The sequence below is a fragment of the Nonomuraea sp. NPDC050547 genome (assembly GCF_044457345.1).
Taxonomy (GTDB): domain Bacteria; phylum Actinomycetota; class Actinomycetes; order Streptosporangiales; family Streptosporangiaceae; genus Nonomuraea.
This window is the reverse complement of record NZ_JBITGW010000035.1, coordinates 55219-69544: the sequence shown is the minus strand read 5'-3', so window position 1 is coordinate 69544 and position 14326 is coordinate 55219. Positions and strand designations below refer to the sequence as shown.

The 14326-nt window shown below is 66.5% G+C and carries 19 protein-coding genes; 9 read left to right on the top strand and 10 right to left on the bottom strand.

Annotation, left to right across the window (positions count from 1 at the left end):
• Positions 1 to 204 precede the first annotated feature (204 nt).
• The 3 genes from ACIBHY_RS52720 to ACIBHY_RS52710 form a co-directional block, all read right to left on the bottom strand.
• A complete protein-coding gene (locus ACIBHY_RS52720) occupies positions 205 to 627 on the bottom strand; it encodes a hypothetical protein (protein ID WP_397310810.1) in 423 nt (140 codons plus the stop codon).
• Positions 628 to 1098: 471 nt separating this feature from the next.
• Positions 1099 to 1287: a helix-turn-helix domain-containing protein gene (locus ACIBHY_RS52715; RefSeq protein WP_397310809.1), complete on the bottom strand. Its 189-nt coding sequence runs from the start codon at positions 1285 to 1287 to the stop codon at positions 1099 to 1101.
• 78 nt (positions 1288 to 1365) lie between these two features.
• Positions 1366 to 1863, bottom strand: a complete 498-nt coding sequence (locus tag ACIBHY_RS52710) for a hypothetical protein (protein WP_397243841.1) — start codon at positions 1861 to 1863, stop codon at positions 1366 to 1368.
• Positions 1864 to 1927: 64 nt separating this feature from the next.
• On the opposite strand from ACIBHY_RS52710, the gene ACIBHY_RS52705 reads away from it, so the two are divergent.
• The 4 genes from ACIBHY_RS52705 (at position 1928) to ACIBHY_RS52690 (ending at position 4739) form a co-directional block, all read left to right on the top strand.
• Positions 1928 to 2386: a hypothetical protein gene (locus tag ACIBHY_RS52705; protein ID WP_397310808.1), complete on the top strand. Its 459-nt coding sequence runs from the start codon at positions 1928 to 1930 to the stop codon at positions 2384 to 2386.
• A 141-nt stretch (positions 2387 to 2527) separates the two neighbouring features.
• Complete coding sequence (locus ACIBHY_RS52700; protein ID WP_397310807.1) at positions 2528 to 4018, top strand: hypothetical protein; 1491 nt, start codon at positions 2528 to 2530, stop codon at positions 4016 to 4018.
• 167 nt (positions 4019 to 4185) lie between these two features.
• Positions 4186 to 4323 carry a hypothetical protein gene (locus ACIBHY_RS52695; protein ID WP_397243849.1) on the top strand — a complete coding sequence of 46 codons (138 nt, stop codon included), beginning with the start codon at positions 4186 to 4188 and terminating at the stop codon, positions 4321 to 4323.
• A gap of 41 nt (positions 4324 to 4364) precedes the next feature.
• On the top strand, positions 4365 to 4739 hold the full coding sequence (locus tag ACIBHY_RS52690; RefSeq protein ID WP_397243851.1) for a hypothetical protein: 375 nt from the start codon (positions 4365 to 4367) through the stop codon (positions 4737 to 4739).
• On the opposite strand, the gene ACIBHY_RS52685 is transcribed toward ACIBHY_RS52690, so the two are convergent.
• On the bottom strand, positions 4664 to 5053 hold the full coding sequence (locus ACIBHY_RS52685; protein WP_397243853.1) for a hypothetical protein: 390 nt from the start codon (positions 5051 to 5053) through the stop codon (positions 4664 to 4666). The genes ACIBHY_RS52690 and ACIBHY_RS52685 overlap by 76 nt on opposite strands.
• A 317-nt stretch (positions 5054 to 5370) precedes the next feature.
• Between ACIBHY_RS52685 and ACIBHY_RS52680 the strand changes: the two genes are divergently transcribed.
• A complete protein-coding gene (locus ACIBHY_RS52680) occupies positions 5371 to 6084 on the top strand; it encodes a DNA-binding domain-containing protein (RefSeq protein WP_397310806.1) in 714 nt (237 codons plus the stop codon).
• 250 nt (positions 6085 to 6334) lie between these two features.
• On the opposite strand, the gene ACIBHY_RS52675 is transcribed toward ACIBHY_RS52680, so the two are convergent.
• Complete coding sequence (locus ACIBHY_RS52675; protein WP_397310805.1) at positions 6335 to 6667, bottom strand: integrase core domain-containing protein; 333 nt, start codon at positions 6665 to 6667, stop codon at positions 6335 to 6337.
• Positions 6601 to 7077: a hypothetical protein gene (locus tag ACIBHY_RS52670; protein WP_397310804.1), complete on the bottom strand. Its 477-nt coding sequence runs from the start codon at positions 7075 to 7077 to the stop codon at positions 6601 to 6603. The genes ACIBHY_RS52675 and ACIBHY_RS52670 overlap by 67 nt, the downstream gene beginning before the upstream one ends.
• 65 nt (positions 7078 to 7142) lie before the next feature.
• Here ACIBHY_RS52670 and ACIBHY_RS52665 point away from each other — a divergent pair, with 65 nt between their 5' ends.
• The 4 genes from ACIBHY_RS52665 (at position 7143) to ACIBHY_RS52650 (ending at position 8353) form a co-directional block, all read left to right on the top strand.
• A complete protein-coding gene (locus ACIBHY_RS52665; RefSeq protein ID WP_397310803.1) occupies positions 7143 to 7415 on the top strand; it encodes a hypothetical protein in 273 nt (90 codons plus the stop codon).
• 109 nt (positions 7416 to 7524) lie between these two features.
• Positions 7525 to 7692 (top strand): hypothetical protein, encoded by a 168-nt coding sequence (locus ACIBHY_RS52660; protein WP_397310802.1) that lies wholly within the window; start codon positions 7525 to 7527, stop codon positions 7690 to 7692.
• Between the two features lie 87 nt (positions 7693 to 7779).
• On the top strand, positions 7780 to 7947 hold the full coding sequence (locus ACIBHY_RS52655) for a hypothetical protein (RefSeq protein ID WP_397243861.1): 168 nt from the start codon (positions 7780 to 7782) through the stop codon (positions 7945 to 7947).
• Between the two features lie 40 nt (positions 7948 to 7987).
• The gene (locus ACIBHY_RS52650; RefSeq protein ID WP_397310801.1) at positions 7988 to 8353 is read left to right on the top strand and encodes a hypothetical protein; all 366 of its coding nucleotides are present in this window, start codon (positions 7988 to 7990) and stop codon (positions 8351 to 8353) included.
• Positions 8354 to 8614: 261 nt separating this feature from the next.
• Here the strand turns inward: ACIBHY_RS52650 and ACIBHY_RS52645 are convergent, their stop codons facing one another.
• The 4 genes from ACIBHY_RS52645 to ACIBHY_RS52630 form a co-directional block, all read right to left on the bottom strand.
• Positions 8615 to 9211 (bottom strand): hypothetical protein, encoded by a 597-nt coding sequence (locus ACIBHY_RS52645; protein WP_397310800.1) that lies wholly within the window; start codon positions 9209 to 9211, stop codon positions 8615 to 8617.
• Between the two features lie 69 nt (positions 9212 to 9280).
• On the bottom strand, positions 9281 to 12250 hold the full coding sequence (locus ACIBHY_RS52640; protein ID WP_397310799.1) for an Ig-like domain-containing protein: 2970 nt from the start codon (positions 12248 to 12250) through the stop codon (positions 9281 to 9283).
• Between the two features lie 1272 nt (positions 12251 to 13522).
• Positions 13523 to 13738, bottom strand: coding sequence for a hypothetical protein (locus ACIBHY_RS52635; RefSeq protein WP_397310798.1), 216 nt, complete (start codon positions 13736 to 13738; stop codon positions 13523 to 13525).
• Positions 13735 to 14229, bottom strand: coding sequence for a DUF6192 family protein (locus tag ACIBHY_RS52630; RefSeq protein WP_397310813.1), 495 nt, complete (start codon positions 14227 to 14229; stop codon positions 13735 to 13737). Before ACIBHY_RS52630 ends, ACIBHY_RS52635 begins: the two co-directional genes overlap by 4 nt.
• Positions 14230 to 14326: the final 97 nt, after the last annotated feature.

The following is a 14326-nucleotide window of genomic DNA, read 5'->3' as shown; positions in this document are numbered from 1 at the left end:
CAGGATCGTCCGACCAACTCATCAATGTGCATCGGGGGTGCTTCATGGCTGCCCAGCATTGACCGGGCAAGTCACAGCAAGATCAACGCGCGTTCATCTAACGACCGAATGGCGAACGCCAGCAGAGAGTCTCCTCGACGGACGTCGATTCCGCAGCTGTGTCCGATTCGGGCGTTCATCTGGCTGTTCATTTTCACCTGGCGTTCATCGGTCGGCGGGCTGAGCGCTTACGCGGGGGTGACGGTACGGCGGAGTCGTGGATCGTCCCCAATGCTTGGGGGCGTTGTGGATCTTGCCGAGGAGGTCGTTGCTGATCTTGAAGAAGTCTCGGTGAGCTGTTTCGTGGCTGATGTTCTGCAGGGCAGCTTCCAGCGCGAGTTTTACCTCCCAGTCGCTGAGCTGGCTGGCGAACAAGGCGATGGACCGTACGGCGCCGGTTGTGGCGGGGCCACCGTGGGTGATCGCGTTGCGGGTGCGTACCAGCCGGTCGAGTAGGTGCGTCCAGTGGGTGTCGAGCGATGCGCGCCATTTGTTGAAGGCGTCATGGTTGTCCAGGCGGCTGGCCAGGGTACGCAAGCGGCGCTGGGTGTGGTGGTGTTCGGGATAGATGTCCAGCAGTTCGGTCAAGGCGGTTCGGGTGGCGCCGGGCACCAGTCCGATCCAGGGGAAGTTGGCAGTGTGCCGTGTCGCGGCGGCCACGGTCTGGCGTCGCTTTCAGCGCCTGTCTGGAGCGCTCGGCGCGGACGGCGGCTCGCCGGCGTGGCTTACCCTGCGTCCATTCGGTGCCCGTGGTGTACTTCATCGCCCCGATCTAGTGCCCGTACATGGTGGACAGGGCCACGAAGATCTCGATGTGGGCGGCTGGCTGTTCCATCTGGCCACGGTGGCGCCGGGACGTCATGGACGGGAAGATCGCCGACGCGCGCAAGCGAACAGGGCGGCCTCCTGTTTCAGGGTGGGCAGAGCGGCCAGCACCGCGGCGTGCTGACGGGCCACGTCGGCCTCCGGCACGCGACGGCCGCGCTGGCCCTGCCGCTGTAGGCGGAGTGCCGTTAACCAACATGACACTAGCCGCCATATAGGCCCTGACCTGGTAACTCAGTTCCCCGCTTCCAGCTCGGCTGGTGCCGTTGGCTGTTCGACAGCACGGCCTGTCGCGAGTTCGGGGACGTACTTGTAGATGGTCGAGCGGCTGACCCCGAGCGGCCGGGCGATGGAGGAGATGGTGTTCTCCGGCCGGGTGAGCAGGTCGCGGGCGTGCCTGATTTGCTCTCCGCATCCAGTCACGGGTATTGGTGTGCAGCCACAGGCCGCACCCCAGCCCGAATCCAAGCAGGCCGACCAGCCCTTTGCGCCGACCCGTTGCTACTCGGTGTGAATGCCCAGCGTGTGATGCTGAAGCGCACCGGCAGGAAGATCGGAACGCCCTGTTCTACGCGTGGCCAACTCCCTGAACTTCTCCAACAACTCGGGCGCGGCCTTACCCAGCAGGATCGTCGTGATCACCAGTTCCACCATGAGGCTGTCGTACTCGTGGTCGACCGTGTCCGTACCAGTCCGATGGCGCTTCGGATCGCACTCCACCACACCCTCGGTGATGCGCCAGCCGCCGCCTTCGGCTGCGGCGAAAGACACCTCATAGATGCCATGACCGGTCCAGCTGCGGTGCAGGAACAGCACGCCGTTCTCGGCGAAGATGTTCCATTTCTCATCCATGCCACGACAGCGGTATCCCAGCTTGATACGCGTCCACTCCTCATCCGCCCAGATCGTCGACGGCACAACCACCATCGGCCGGGGCTGAGAGATCGGCAACAACGCACCGGAGAATGAGGCCCTGGAGACACCCTCTGCAGCAGACATGAGGAAAGAGTACGGACGAACCGGACCGACAACACCGAAACAGCCCCACCGACCCCGCCCAGGCGTGGCGGCGCTCGCGCTCACCTCTGTGCTCGTCAGCCCCGGCGACCTCGGCGACCTCGGCGAGATCGACGCGCGCAAGCTGAAGACATTCGCCACCCACTACGAGCTGGCCTGGCTGTCGCTACACGGGGCCCGCACCGCCATCCGCCGCGCCCTGACGGCCATGGACCGCTCACGGCCGCAAGCCGATCCCGCGCGGCTGGCCACGTTCACCCCCGCCCACCACTCCGGCTCGCTCATGCACGCCCTGCGTGACCTGCACCTCTACGCCGACACCGCCCTGGCCCTGCCCGACAGCAACGTCCGCACCCGCGCGCCCCACCACACCCTGCTCGCGACCGTGCAACCGGGCCAAGGCGACCCCGACGCCGCATGCGCCACCGGACGGCAGACGCTGTCGGCCTACCCGCACCACGCTGGAGCCCTCATGCAGGTGCTCCGGCGCGGCGCGAGCAGGTGACCTGATGGAGGACGCTGGACAGCGGGACGATGGTGCTGGCCACCGGTAGCGGCGAGCGGGGCCACTGTCCGTCCTCGGACGGAACTCTTCCGTGCTGACGCTGGCCGGCCACGCGGTCATGAGACAAGGGGTTGACACCTGATGTACTTCGTTCATCGCGACTGGGAAGCCGGGCCGCTGTGCAAGAAAGTCCGGCACGTGCCCAACATCACCGTCTTCGAGTGGTTTCGTCGCTTATGGGAGCCGGATGGCCTCGCCCTCGCTCATGCCGACCTGAACGACGCACCCCACGAGCTGGAACGGCTGAGGGAATGCGGCGACGCCCCTCCCGAGGACATCGTCGAACTACGCCGCCGCATTCGGTTGCAGTGGTGGGCTGACAGCGAGCTGCACATCGACGCCCACAGCATCCGCATCAGCAGCATGGGCACGATTCTGGAGGAGGCGTTCTACTTCGTCGACGACGCCCACGTCGATGAGCATCCGGACCGCTGGACCTACCCCGTCCACCCCTCCTGGCCGTTGCCTGACGCTGCCGCTCCCGGCCCGACACCATTCGTCGCGCCCTTCCCCTGCGTGGAACTGGCCCCTCCGGCAGCCGGCGGTGTTGGAGCCACCTACGTCCTGTTCACCTCCCTGGAGGCCAGACATGACACCCTCGGCTGGGACCGGACTTACGTCTTTCCCGGTGTGCGGCTGCCCGAATTCGGCGCGGCACTGCGCCGGCCTGTTGACGACCGGGACGCCTGGCCCGGCCACCTCCTCGACCTCAGAGCCTTGGTAGCCCCGGACGAAAACGGCATCGCACCTGCCCTTGAACGCCTCAACCATTTCGCGGGCGACGCCAGAGACTTCCCCGAGCCGCACGACCAAGCCCACCAGGCGGCGCTCGAAGACCTGCGCACCCTGACCCTCCACGAGGGGCGCCGGCCCGAGCAGACCCTCGTCCACGTCGGCGAGCATCTGGCGCAGATGGCCCTGCACACGGACTCCACCGGCTACCGGACCTGCTACGTCTTTGACGACATCTGGGCCAGCGCCCACCCCGACCTGGCCGCCTCGCTCATCCACTACGCCTACCACTGGGACCCCGGCTGCACCCGCAGGCACTGGTGGATGATGCCCTGCGTACACGAGGAGTACCTGGACCTCCACCTGCGCTGGGCGGACCGCGTCCGCGACTACGAGCCCTACGACGAACCGCTGGTGACCGAGCTGACCGGCACGGACAGCGTCGAAGACCTACGCCGGCAGATCTTCCAGGACACCGGCGCCGGCCGGCAGCGCCTGCTGCTGGTCCTCGATCAGAACCATCGGCGCGAACTGTTCGGCGTCATCGGCGCCGTTCTCGGCCATCCCACCCCTGACACCTGCGAGCTCCGCTACGTCCACCTGGTCGGATCCCGCCACCATCCGAAGCTGCCCGCTCGAGTGATCAAGGCGCTCTGCTTCGAGCTGCGCAAAGAGGGCTACACCAATCTCGTACTCCGGCAGCCCCCGACCGCGCTGTGCCACAAGCGGCTCAGACCGGTCACGTTGAGCGGCACATCTCCCACCAGCCAAGTGATTCCCGTGGCCGACTTCCACCTGCCCGAGCACTACGCGTGGCGTGCGGATCCCTTCCGCCTCTGAGATGGAGGCGCCCATAGTTCGGACCAAGAGTTCGGTGGGCGTTCTCGCTGTCTCGAATCTCGGTGGCCGATCCCACCTCAAGGACAAGCCCGGAGCCGAAGCGGAAGAGGTGGCCGGCGGTGTCGAAGGGGACGTTCTGCTGGCTCGCTCAACGGCCTTCATGGACGATGGCAGGTCGAAGGACTGCCGGCGAGGACGACCTGCTCGCACGGCCGGACGGCTACGTGGCCTGGGCCGGTGGACACGATGGCCTGGCCGAGGCGCTGACAACGTGGTTCGGCCCCGTGCGGACCTGTCGTTCGTGATCGCTAGGGTCTGCGGCTGTGAACAGGTGAAGGAGGCCGCGATGGCCCGGCTGATCCGCAGCGTGGACGACGAGGCGCCGATCACGTGCTGGCGTTTCAGCCTGGAGGACGTGTCAGGCTACGGCCAAGAGGACGAGGAGGAGATCGAACACGGGTTGCCCGTGGCCAGACAGGACGGCCTCTCGCTGGGCCAGGCCGAGCTCGTGAGCCGGGCCGGTGCCCGCATGGCCGTTGTGCGGATGGAGGCCTGGGACGCCGAGCCCGGGGAAGAGCCACGCGAGCCATGGGCGACGGCGGGTAGCCCGGGGCCGTCGGCGGGGGACATAGCCCGGAGCGCCCGTCAGCTCCCCACCCGTTCCAGCGGGTCCAGGCAGAGCCAGAAGCCGTCCCGCCCCACCTCGGCCAGCACCACGTGACGGCCGGCGTCGGAGTCGTACGCGCGGAACTCCACCGCCACCAGATCGTCCTCGTCCTGGTCCTCCTCGTCGTCGATCAGGCGGAGCCGCAGGACGGCCTCGCCCTCCATCCGCCAGCGGAAGGCCAGCGTCTCCTCGCCGTGAAGGGCCGAGTGGTGGCGCAGCTCGCCCGTGCCGTCGGCGGAGAAGACGACCTCGTCGCCGAACAACACCCCCGCCGTCCCGTTCGCCGAACGCCAGCGGCCGACCAGCGGCCCGGAGCGCCAGCCGCACCCGGGCGAGGCCTCGCCCGGGCTCGTGGTTCCGTCTGCCATCGGTGCCTCCGCAGGGGGTCGTGCCTCGCCCTCGTTTCGTCCCGGACGATGACGATATCTTGGCCCGGCACTCGGGTCGGCGTCACCAGCCGCAAAGTAGCTCCGCGTAGTTTCGGTGATGGTGTGCGATTCGCAGAAATGACCAGTTCTGCGAGAGTCGGCCGCCGCCCGGCGGATGTCGATTCCTGGAGTCGTGTTCACCGGCGACCTGGAGCGATGTGGCTGATTGCAGAAGACTTCGGATATTCCTGATTCCAGTACTCCTGTGCACTAGCGTCGGTTTTGTCTGTACTCGTGTTCACTACGGTGAGGTCGGCATGGTCGACGGTGTGGCGGGTGTGACGGAGCTGGGTGTGTTGACGGCTTCGGCGGAGGACTGGTTGGTCGCTGTCCGTCGGGCTGAGGTGATCGGTCGGCTGGCGCGGGAGCCGCGTGTTCGGAGCGCGGAGGCGGCTGAGGCAGCGGTGGAGCCGGGGATCTCTCGCCGCCAGGTCTATGGGCTGCTGAAGAGGTGGCGGACGGGGTCGGGGGTGGCCTCTGATCTGCTTCCGCGCCGGTTGAGTGGTGGCCGGGACCGGGGCCAGGGCCGGATGCCCGAGGAGGTCGAGGCGCTGCTGCTGGAGGTGATCCGGTCCAGGTATCTGACCAGGCAGCGTCGGACGGTGAGTACGGTCTACAAGGAGGTCGTCCAGCAGTGCCGGCTCCGAGGGCTGGCGGTGCCGTCGCGGGGCACGTTGGAGCGGCGGATCGGTCAGCTGGATCCACTGGCCTCGGTGACGGCCCGGCAGGGCGCGGAGGCGCCGGTTATCGAGGGTCTGCTGGAGCAGGTGCAGATCGCTGTCGTCCTGGCTCTCCCGTCTCGCCGCCCTCTACAGCATGTCGGTCATGCAGTTGCCGGAACACAACGTCGGCTCGGCCTCGACCCTGGCGCGCAGCGCGTTCGACGACGACCTGGACTGGGATCCGCCTGCCGCGCTCTTGGACGCCCTCGCCGAACGGACCGGCACTACCTCGGGTGGACCTGCGGCTGATGACCATCGCCGGCTGGGTGCCCTGGCTGGACACCCTCGACCCCGGCAACGGCTCCGAGGCGTTCCACACCTACGTCCGCCAGCACTCGGTGCTGCTGCGGCATGGCGAGGCCGGAATCAACGCCGTCGAGCGGTGGCGGCCCTGGATCCCGGTGCGCCGCGACCGCCGAGCCGCACGACGCGTCTGCCCGGTCTGCACGACCGACCCTCGGCGCGGCACTGCGCCTGCCGAGAATTTAATCCACGCAGGTCAAGCGGCATGTGAGTACTCGTGGAGAACGCCGCCGAGCCGGTCTCGTCGGCGTATGTTCAGGTCGATGATTCGCTCGGGGTCCGTGATCGGGTCCGGGACGGAACGCAGCGGAGCCGCTTGGTTCAGTGCTTGATGGGCGCGGTGCTGGTTGTAGAAGTGTTCGTACTCGCACAGGGCGTGCCGCAGGTGGTGTTCGTTCCATAGGAGGCAGCGGTCGAGAAGCTCGTGACGGCACGACTGCACCCACCGCTCCATGATTGAGTTCATTCGCGGTATCCGGATGCCGGTGAGCACCGTCCTGATGCCGGTTTCGGCGAGGATCTCGTCCATGAGCGCCGGAACTTTCCATCCCGGTCTCGGATCAGAAAGGGCGCTCGGCAGCCCGCACCGTCCAGGTCCATGACCAAGTTCTTTATCGCCTGGATGACCCAGTTCGCGCTTGGGTGCGCGGTGGTGCCGAGCACGCGGACGCGCCTGGTGACGTGCTCGATGGCCGCCAGGATGTAGTGGCGCCGCCCGTTCAAGGTGATGGTCTCGATGAAATCGGCGGCCAGCAGGGCGTCCGCTTGCGAGCGCAGGCAGTCGGCCCACGTGGTGGACGCCCGCTCGGGCACCGGATCAATACCTTCCTGCTTGAGGATCTCCCACACCGTGGACGGCGCGACCGTGATGCCGAGCGTGATGAGCTCCCCATGGACCCGCCGATAGCCCCAGCAGGGGTTCTCCCGAACCAGGCGCAAGATGAGAGCGCGAATGGAGCGTACCGTGGGCGGCGCCCAGACCGCTTCGGTCGGCAGATACGGGCATGAGGCCCTTTCATCAGATCGCGGTGCCAACGCAGGACCGTGTCCGGCCGGACCACGAGCCGCAATCGGCGCAGGACCTCTCGGGGCAGCGAGGTCAGGAGCGCGGCGAGAAAGGCCCGGTCCTCCGGGGCGAATCTCACCCTGGCAGCAGCGCCAAGCTGCCGTTCCAGGACAGTGATCTGGTGACGCAGGGCGAGAATCTCGACATCCTTGTCCCGGTCTCCATCGGCAGCAACCGTAGTGCGGCGAAGGCGTTCGTGACGGCGAGATAGGCCAGGCCAAGAAGCACGGCCGATCATCATGCCGTACTTGTTCCCTCTCGTGATGGCCGGAGAGCGCGCGCACCGTAGGAGAAGACCTGCAACCACATGACCTGGGCGGATGGCACTATCGGCAGGCGCAGGATCCGCCCACCGGACCGCCGACGACCTGGCCACCCTGACCGACCAGCTCTACACCCACCGCGTCTGGCTGCGCCGCGCCCTCGACGCCCAGCGCCTGGCCTTCCTCCTGCTCACCGCCGCCCTGATCGGCGCTCTCTTCCCCTAACCCAGCCCTCATGGACGCCCGGGGCGTCGCACCCCCCGCGCCCCGATCGCCGCCCGCGCACCCGCTCTCCCTGTGAGGAAGGACGCCATGCTCTTGAACGCCGACCAGATCGACCTGGCCCGCGACCTGACCGAGCAGATCGCCGACCAGCTCGGCGGCTACCACCTGAGCCGCCACGACGGCTCCGCCGCCTTCTGGATCACCCGCGGCCACGCCGAACTCTGCCTGCGCCACACCCCCGCACCGGCCGCATGACCATCAGCGGCTGCTACCCCGACGGCACCAGCCGCGCCAGTTGGGGGGCCGCCACCACCACATCACCTACGCCACCACCCGCGGCGCCCACGCCATCGCCGACCACCACGACGCCCTGCGCGAGCAGGCCGCCACCGCCGCCGCGGTGACCGCCGCCATCCCCAACGCCAGCACCTTCCGCCGCGGCGACGACGTGCGCATCCGCGCCCCTCACCATCAGCAGGTCTCAGCCGACTTCCGGATCACCGACAGCGGCAGCCGCCTCACCGTGATCGAGATCCACGTGCACAACCGCGACCACGCCCGCCGCATCGCCGAACTCACCACCCGTCTCCTCGACCCGCCCACACCTGGGCCCGCTGCCGTACATCCCGAAGGGGGCTTCACCGGCGAACCCGTATTCTGACCGACCGCCGGCGGGGCATCTCGGCCCCTCCGCATCGTTCGCGCTCGAAGACCCCGCACACGCTGCGAGCGCGACCACGAAGCCGCCCGTCGGCCGCGAGCCGAGCCACAAGCAAGATCAAAAAAGTTTGGGGACAACCAGCTCCAAGTCGGCCGCCGTAAGGGCCACTTCGTGACCCCGTGCAGGTCACAACCATCAGCAAACCCCGGACGCGCGGGCTGGCAAAGCTCACCTGTCCTCACCGCCGGCTGACCACCAGCCCTATACGGGGGGCCAGTTAATCACTGTTTCGGGAAGGATGAGGCGAGGATTCTGAAGGAGTTCCGCTGTGAACTGGATGCCGCTCTCAAGCTCGATCGCTGTCAGGTATGCCGCGCTTTCGCTGAACTCAGCGTCCTCTTCGAAAGTAGCGCTGATGAGATCCGCGTAAGGAGCGAGTGGGCCGAGACGTGTTCTCCATTCCACGTCGGAAAGATCCTCGAAGTCCGGATCGGTCACGTAGCCTTCCACATCACCGTATCGGCAGTACAAGCTGCTACGGCCGGATAGCTCCATCGCCATATACCAATGCCGGAACCCTGGCCCACCCAGCCGTTCGGTGACACTTTGAGTAAGACCGTTGGGGTCGAGCATGTCTATGGCGACCACTCCCGTGCCTGCCTGAATAAAGGCAAGATCGCCCATCGCGCGGATTTCGTTGGGAAGGGCTGTTCTGGCTTCCCTCGGATCGTATCCCAGTCGTTCGATCGCTCCTTCGGGTGTGAGTATTCCATGATCGGGAATGGTGACGATGAGCTCGCACGCCTCGTAGTGGGGCCCAAGTACGTCTTCGTTGCGGGTAAGAATTTCTTCGTACATTGGCTTCTTCCGTCTGTGTATGCAACATGCAGGGGCCCCGGGCGAGGGCCCCTGCATGTCACGAGTTATCTATCGGCCGTGTGGAAATAGACCGGGAACGTAGGCTTCAACGTAGAAGCGATCGTAGGGATCCTTGCGCTTGCTGTCTTCGCCGAGGACCCGGTTGTGACCGTAGAAGATTCTCAGCTCGGTGCCCTCTGCGCCGTTGGACCTCCAGTACACGGGCCTGACTGAGTAGCTGAACGTGTCCGGTTTCCTGGGGCCTTCGACCCCCAGCCCCGTCGAACTCCCTTCCATGGTGGATTGGAAGGGGAACTCGTCGCATTCGAAAATCTTGTAGTGATCCGGCTTGCCCAGCGTTTGATCTTTCCTCTTGTACTCCGAGAAGAGGTTCGTGCAGATCCTGGCGGATTTCTTGTTGTTTCTCTTCTTCCATTTTTCGCTGACGGTTCGATGGAGAGGTTGTCCGCCGATCTCGTGCCCGAGGATAGTCTTTCCGGGACTCCACGGGAAGGTCAGCTGGGGTTTGTGAAGCGCAGTCCAGACGTGTGAGGTAGCGCTCCGATAGGCGGTCGTCAGATACGCCAGATCCACTGTGGGCGGGTTGGATCCCTTGATTCCGACATCCCAGGGCAGCCCGGCGTTCGTCTCGGTCGTGCGATAGACGAGGACCGCCTTGTCAAAGACGCAGCCCTTGCCGTACGCAGCCTCATCCTTTTCAATCGAGTCGCAGCGGACCTGCGGCTTGGCGGTGGACCAGTACAGATATTGCGGCGTGGACGGAATGTCAGGTAGCCAGACCTTGGCAGAGAATTTGGGGTGACAGTGCTGTACCTTGTCCGGGCCGCGCCCGTTGGCTTCGTCAGAGAAGAACGTGAAGTTGGCTTTCTTGCCGTTCTGCCACTCATCCCATTTGCCTCGGAAGGAGGCCTCGCTGGCGACGCGGCAGGTGGTTCCGTCGGTGGAGACACCGATTTCGATGTAGGCCTTCTGCCGGAAGGTCAGGCCGACTGGCGTGACGTTCTTCAGCGAGATCTGGAATTCGAACTGGCGATTCGCGGTCCGTTGGCCGCCGTAGGTGCTGCCCAGAATGGTGGCGTCGGCCGAGAGGCCGTTGTGCTGGATGACGTCCTTGCCGCCGATCTTGGCGTCGCCTCGGACGATCGTTTGGATCGCACACCAGTTGTGCCGGCTGATCAGATATCCGTCAGCTATAGGGTCGCTGGCCTTGTCCTTGTTCGCCCAGCAGGTGGCGATCAGGCCATCGTCAGCTGCGGCCTTGGTCGTGGCGGGGGCGACGGCTTTGGTGCTGAACCGGGACTCGAAGACGTCGGCAAGGCTGTTGCCTGCGATGTCGGTGGCGTCGGTCAGCCGCACCACATGTTCCAGCGAAGACGCGAGCTGTGATGCCGGAGTGAAGGTGAGTTTGGTCTGGCTCTGGTCCTGCGTCCACTGACCGGGAAGCATGACCACGGTCCCGTTGCGCTGGATGGCGCTGACCGACCCGGCCCAGTCGGTGATGCGTTCACTGAAGGTCACCTGGATGGTGGCCGACGGACTCACGTCGGTGGCGCCTTGGGCGGGCGTGACACTGAGCACCGTGGGAGGCGTGGTGTCCGGGCCGGTCGGCGTGGGAGTAGGCGTACCAGCGGTGCAGGGGCCGAGGTCCTCCCAGTAAGGGGCGGTGTCGCTCGGCTCCTGATTGCCCATGGTGTGGACGAACTCCCAGGTGTGTCCGTTCCAGGACACCTTGGCGCCGGTGGAGTAGAGGGTGTCACGAACCCACTCGGGTTCGGAGCACGTACCCGGCGTTGGCGTTGGCGTAGGTGTAGGTGTGGGGGTGCTGGCGCCGCATTCGCCCAGATCCTTCCAATACGGAGACTCATCGGAAGGCTCGGCGTTACCGAAGAAGTCGCTGATGAATTCCCAGGTGCGCCCTTGCCAGCTCACCTTGGTCCCGCGTACGTAGACGCTGGCACTGACCCATTCCGGTTCGGTGCATGTGCCCGGCGTGGGGGTGGGGGTCGGCGTGGGGGTGGAGGTCCCTCGGGTGGTGAAGGAGACGACTGTGTCGGCCATGACGTTGCCGCCAGCGTCTTTGGCAGCGGTGATCCGCAAGGAATAGGTTGCTGCTTCAGTTAGTGGTTGATCCGGCTGGATGATCCATCCGTCATTGTCGGGGCCATCCTCGATAGGCGTGGCCGTGTGCGGCACCACCTGGCCGGCCTGATCCTTCATCTCGAAGATCACGCCGGTGACCGGTTCCGTGAAGGCGACCCTGACGGACGTATCCGGGTCGACCTCCTGCTGCCCGTCGCCCGGATTGGTCAGCGCCTGCGGCGCCTCAGTGTCGGGCGGCAAAGGAGGGTCCGGCTCATTCAAGTCGGTGTCCTCACCTGGCAGAGGTTCGTCGTTGACGAACTTCTGCAGCGCTTCGTCACTCAAGCCGGTTGGAAGCGTGCCGTCGTTGGAGTCGACGGAGACGCGTGCCGATGAAGTGATGGCGCTCTGCCGCGCCTCCTCCTCGCTGGGAGCGGTGAACGGCGCGGCGGCGCCCGGTTCGGTCCGCCGAGCGTGCTGCTCAGCGAGCTCCTGTTCGGTGGCGCTCCACGAGCCGTACTGAAACGTACCGACTTCTACCGTGCCCGGCTGGTATTCGATGAACAGGACCGGGGCATGGTTGGGCTGGGTGCGGTCCCAGGGGCCGCCTTCTTTGGAGTAGAACTGGCGCCAGTTGATCGCGGTGGTCTCGTAGCCGCTCATGACGACCAGGCCGTGGTCGGGTTCGCCGTTGGCCCAGCCCTGCACGATCGGTTCGATGGAGTACAGCAGTTCGCCGCCGCCGTTGCAGCCTTCGGTGTCGCTGTAGGCGCCCTTGACGCCGGCCTGGCCGTTGACGGTGTGCGGCGGTTGCTGGTTCCAGGACAGGGTGGATGGCTGCCAGGAGGCGGTGAGCTTGCGCGCGATGGTGCGGAGCGGTCGGGGAAGGCGCAGTTCCTGGGGAACTCGGCGGGGTCGAGGCCGGAGCGGTAGTTCCACATGATCAGGTCGGCATTGTCGATGGTCGCGCCGGCCAGGGGTCCGGTGACCTCGTACCTCAGGTAGATGCGGGCGATGTCCGCGCTGGTCTTGGTGGTGCCGGCGCGTAGCCAGCCGTCGGTCAGGTGGTTGAGGCTGGGGTTGTTCTTGTTCACCCAGCCGTCATCGGCCAGGCCGGCGCCGACCCATTCGCTGGGCGCCGACAGGGTGACGGGGTAGGTCACCGCCGGGTCGGCCAGGAATGCCGGGTCCGGCTTCAGGACCAGCGAGGGGGTGCCGCGCGAGGTTTCCACGCTGGTGGCCACCTCGCGGATGTGGCCCTCGTCCGGGGAGCGTTCCGCGTTCGCGTCGACGGCCTGGGCGACGATGTCGGCGGTGGCCGGCTTGCCGTCGGCCGCGCGCAGTTGCGGCGCGCCGGAGGTGGCCTTGCCGTACGTCATGCCCTTGGGCGTGGACAGCGGCAGCTTGATCGCCTTGAGCGCCGACGGGTCGGTCGGCCGCTGCCGGATGACGACGCTCTGGGTGAAGCCGTCCGGCCGCGCGGTGGTGACCAGGTCGATGCCGGGTGCGACCGCGTCCGGGTAGATGACCTGGTTGCCCTTCGTCCGCGGGGCGGGCAGGCGCTTGGTCCAGCCGAAACCGGCCTCGCCGCGGGTGGCCTTGGCGGTGACCAGCGTCTTGCCACCGCGCTTGCCGAACGTCAGCGGCGTCTTGGCCCGCGCCGTCTGCAGGACGCCGTCGCGCTCGACGATGGTGGTGTCGATCGGCTTCCAGGCGTCGCCTTCGCGCAGCTGGATCGGGCCGGGGTGGATCTCGGCCGACAGCGTCTTGCCGTCCGGGTTGGCCCACACCTTCATCGTCTCGGTCGAGCGGCCTGGCACTTCGATCTTGCGGCTGGTCGCCGTTGCTTGCTGCCAGGCCGTCTTGAGTGCCGGTTCGGCCGTCCGCGCAGTGAGGGAGGGCTGGGGGTGGGGGTGGCTGCGGCGGGCACCATCATGACCGAGACGGGCATGAGGACCGCCAGTGCCGTCGCGACAGGCCGCGACCAGCGTTTTCTTCCTGAGTTGCTCACTAACACCTTCAATCGGTGATCAAAAGGGGCAAAACAGGATCATTTTTACCTCAGCTTTACCTGGAGCCACAACCCTTGAAGCGAACAAGTTTTCGAAAAAAGCTGGGATGGTGAGCATCGAACGCCGCACTGCACGCGCACGGGTCGGCTTGGTTCACTTCCTGACCGGATGCAGGTAGGTCATGGCAACATCCGAGGGTTCACAGCGGGCGGAGCTCGGCCAGTGTCCGGTCGACCAGGCGGCGGGCGCCGTCGGGGTAGTGGGTCTGCGCGCAGGGACGCAGCCGTACGGCGGCGCGGGCGATCGCGCCGGGCAGCAGCCGGTCGAGGTAGTCGCTGGCGTCGCGCGCAGCCGCGCCCTCCCACAGGTAGGCCGTCTTCCACGCGCAGCACAGCATGGACAACTCTTCGATCACGTCCCAGTGCTCCCCAGGGGCCCAACTACGGCCGGGTCCAACCCCCGGGAGGGGTGGGGTAGCACGCTCGTGGATGCCACGTGGTCGGCCGGCCCCGCTGGCTGGAGGGGCTCGGCGACCTGGTGCGGAGCATCGGTGTGCTGGCGCGCGCGTTCGGCCGCGCGCTCAGCCAGCTGGTGCCGCTCTGCCTGGGCGGCCTGGCGTGCCTGGTCGGCTTGCGCCCGGTTGACCAGGTGGCGGGCGGTGTCATCGGTGATTACCTGAGCGACCACGGCGGGCCTGCGCAGCAGGTCGGTGGCCACCGCCGCGGCGACCTGCTCATCACGGGCCAGGTCGTGGATGCGGTCGATCTTCTGCTGAACGCTCGCCCGATCAGCGAATTGTCGCCCGGCTACTTGCTTGACTGCGGCCTCGGTCCAGCGCCGCAGGCCGGTGCACTCGTCCTTCGGTGGCGTTTCGATCGCCGCGAAACGCTGCTCCGGATCGCTGATCCCGGCCAGCGTGCGGTGGACGTAGTAAGGGACCTCGGCCTTGCGCTGCTCCTTCGGCCAGCGGGAACAGACTCACCGGCATGCCTCCACCGTCTCC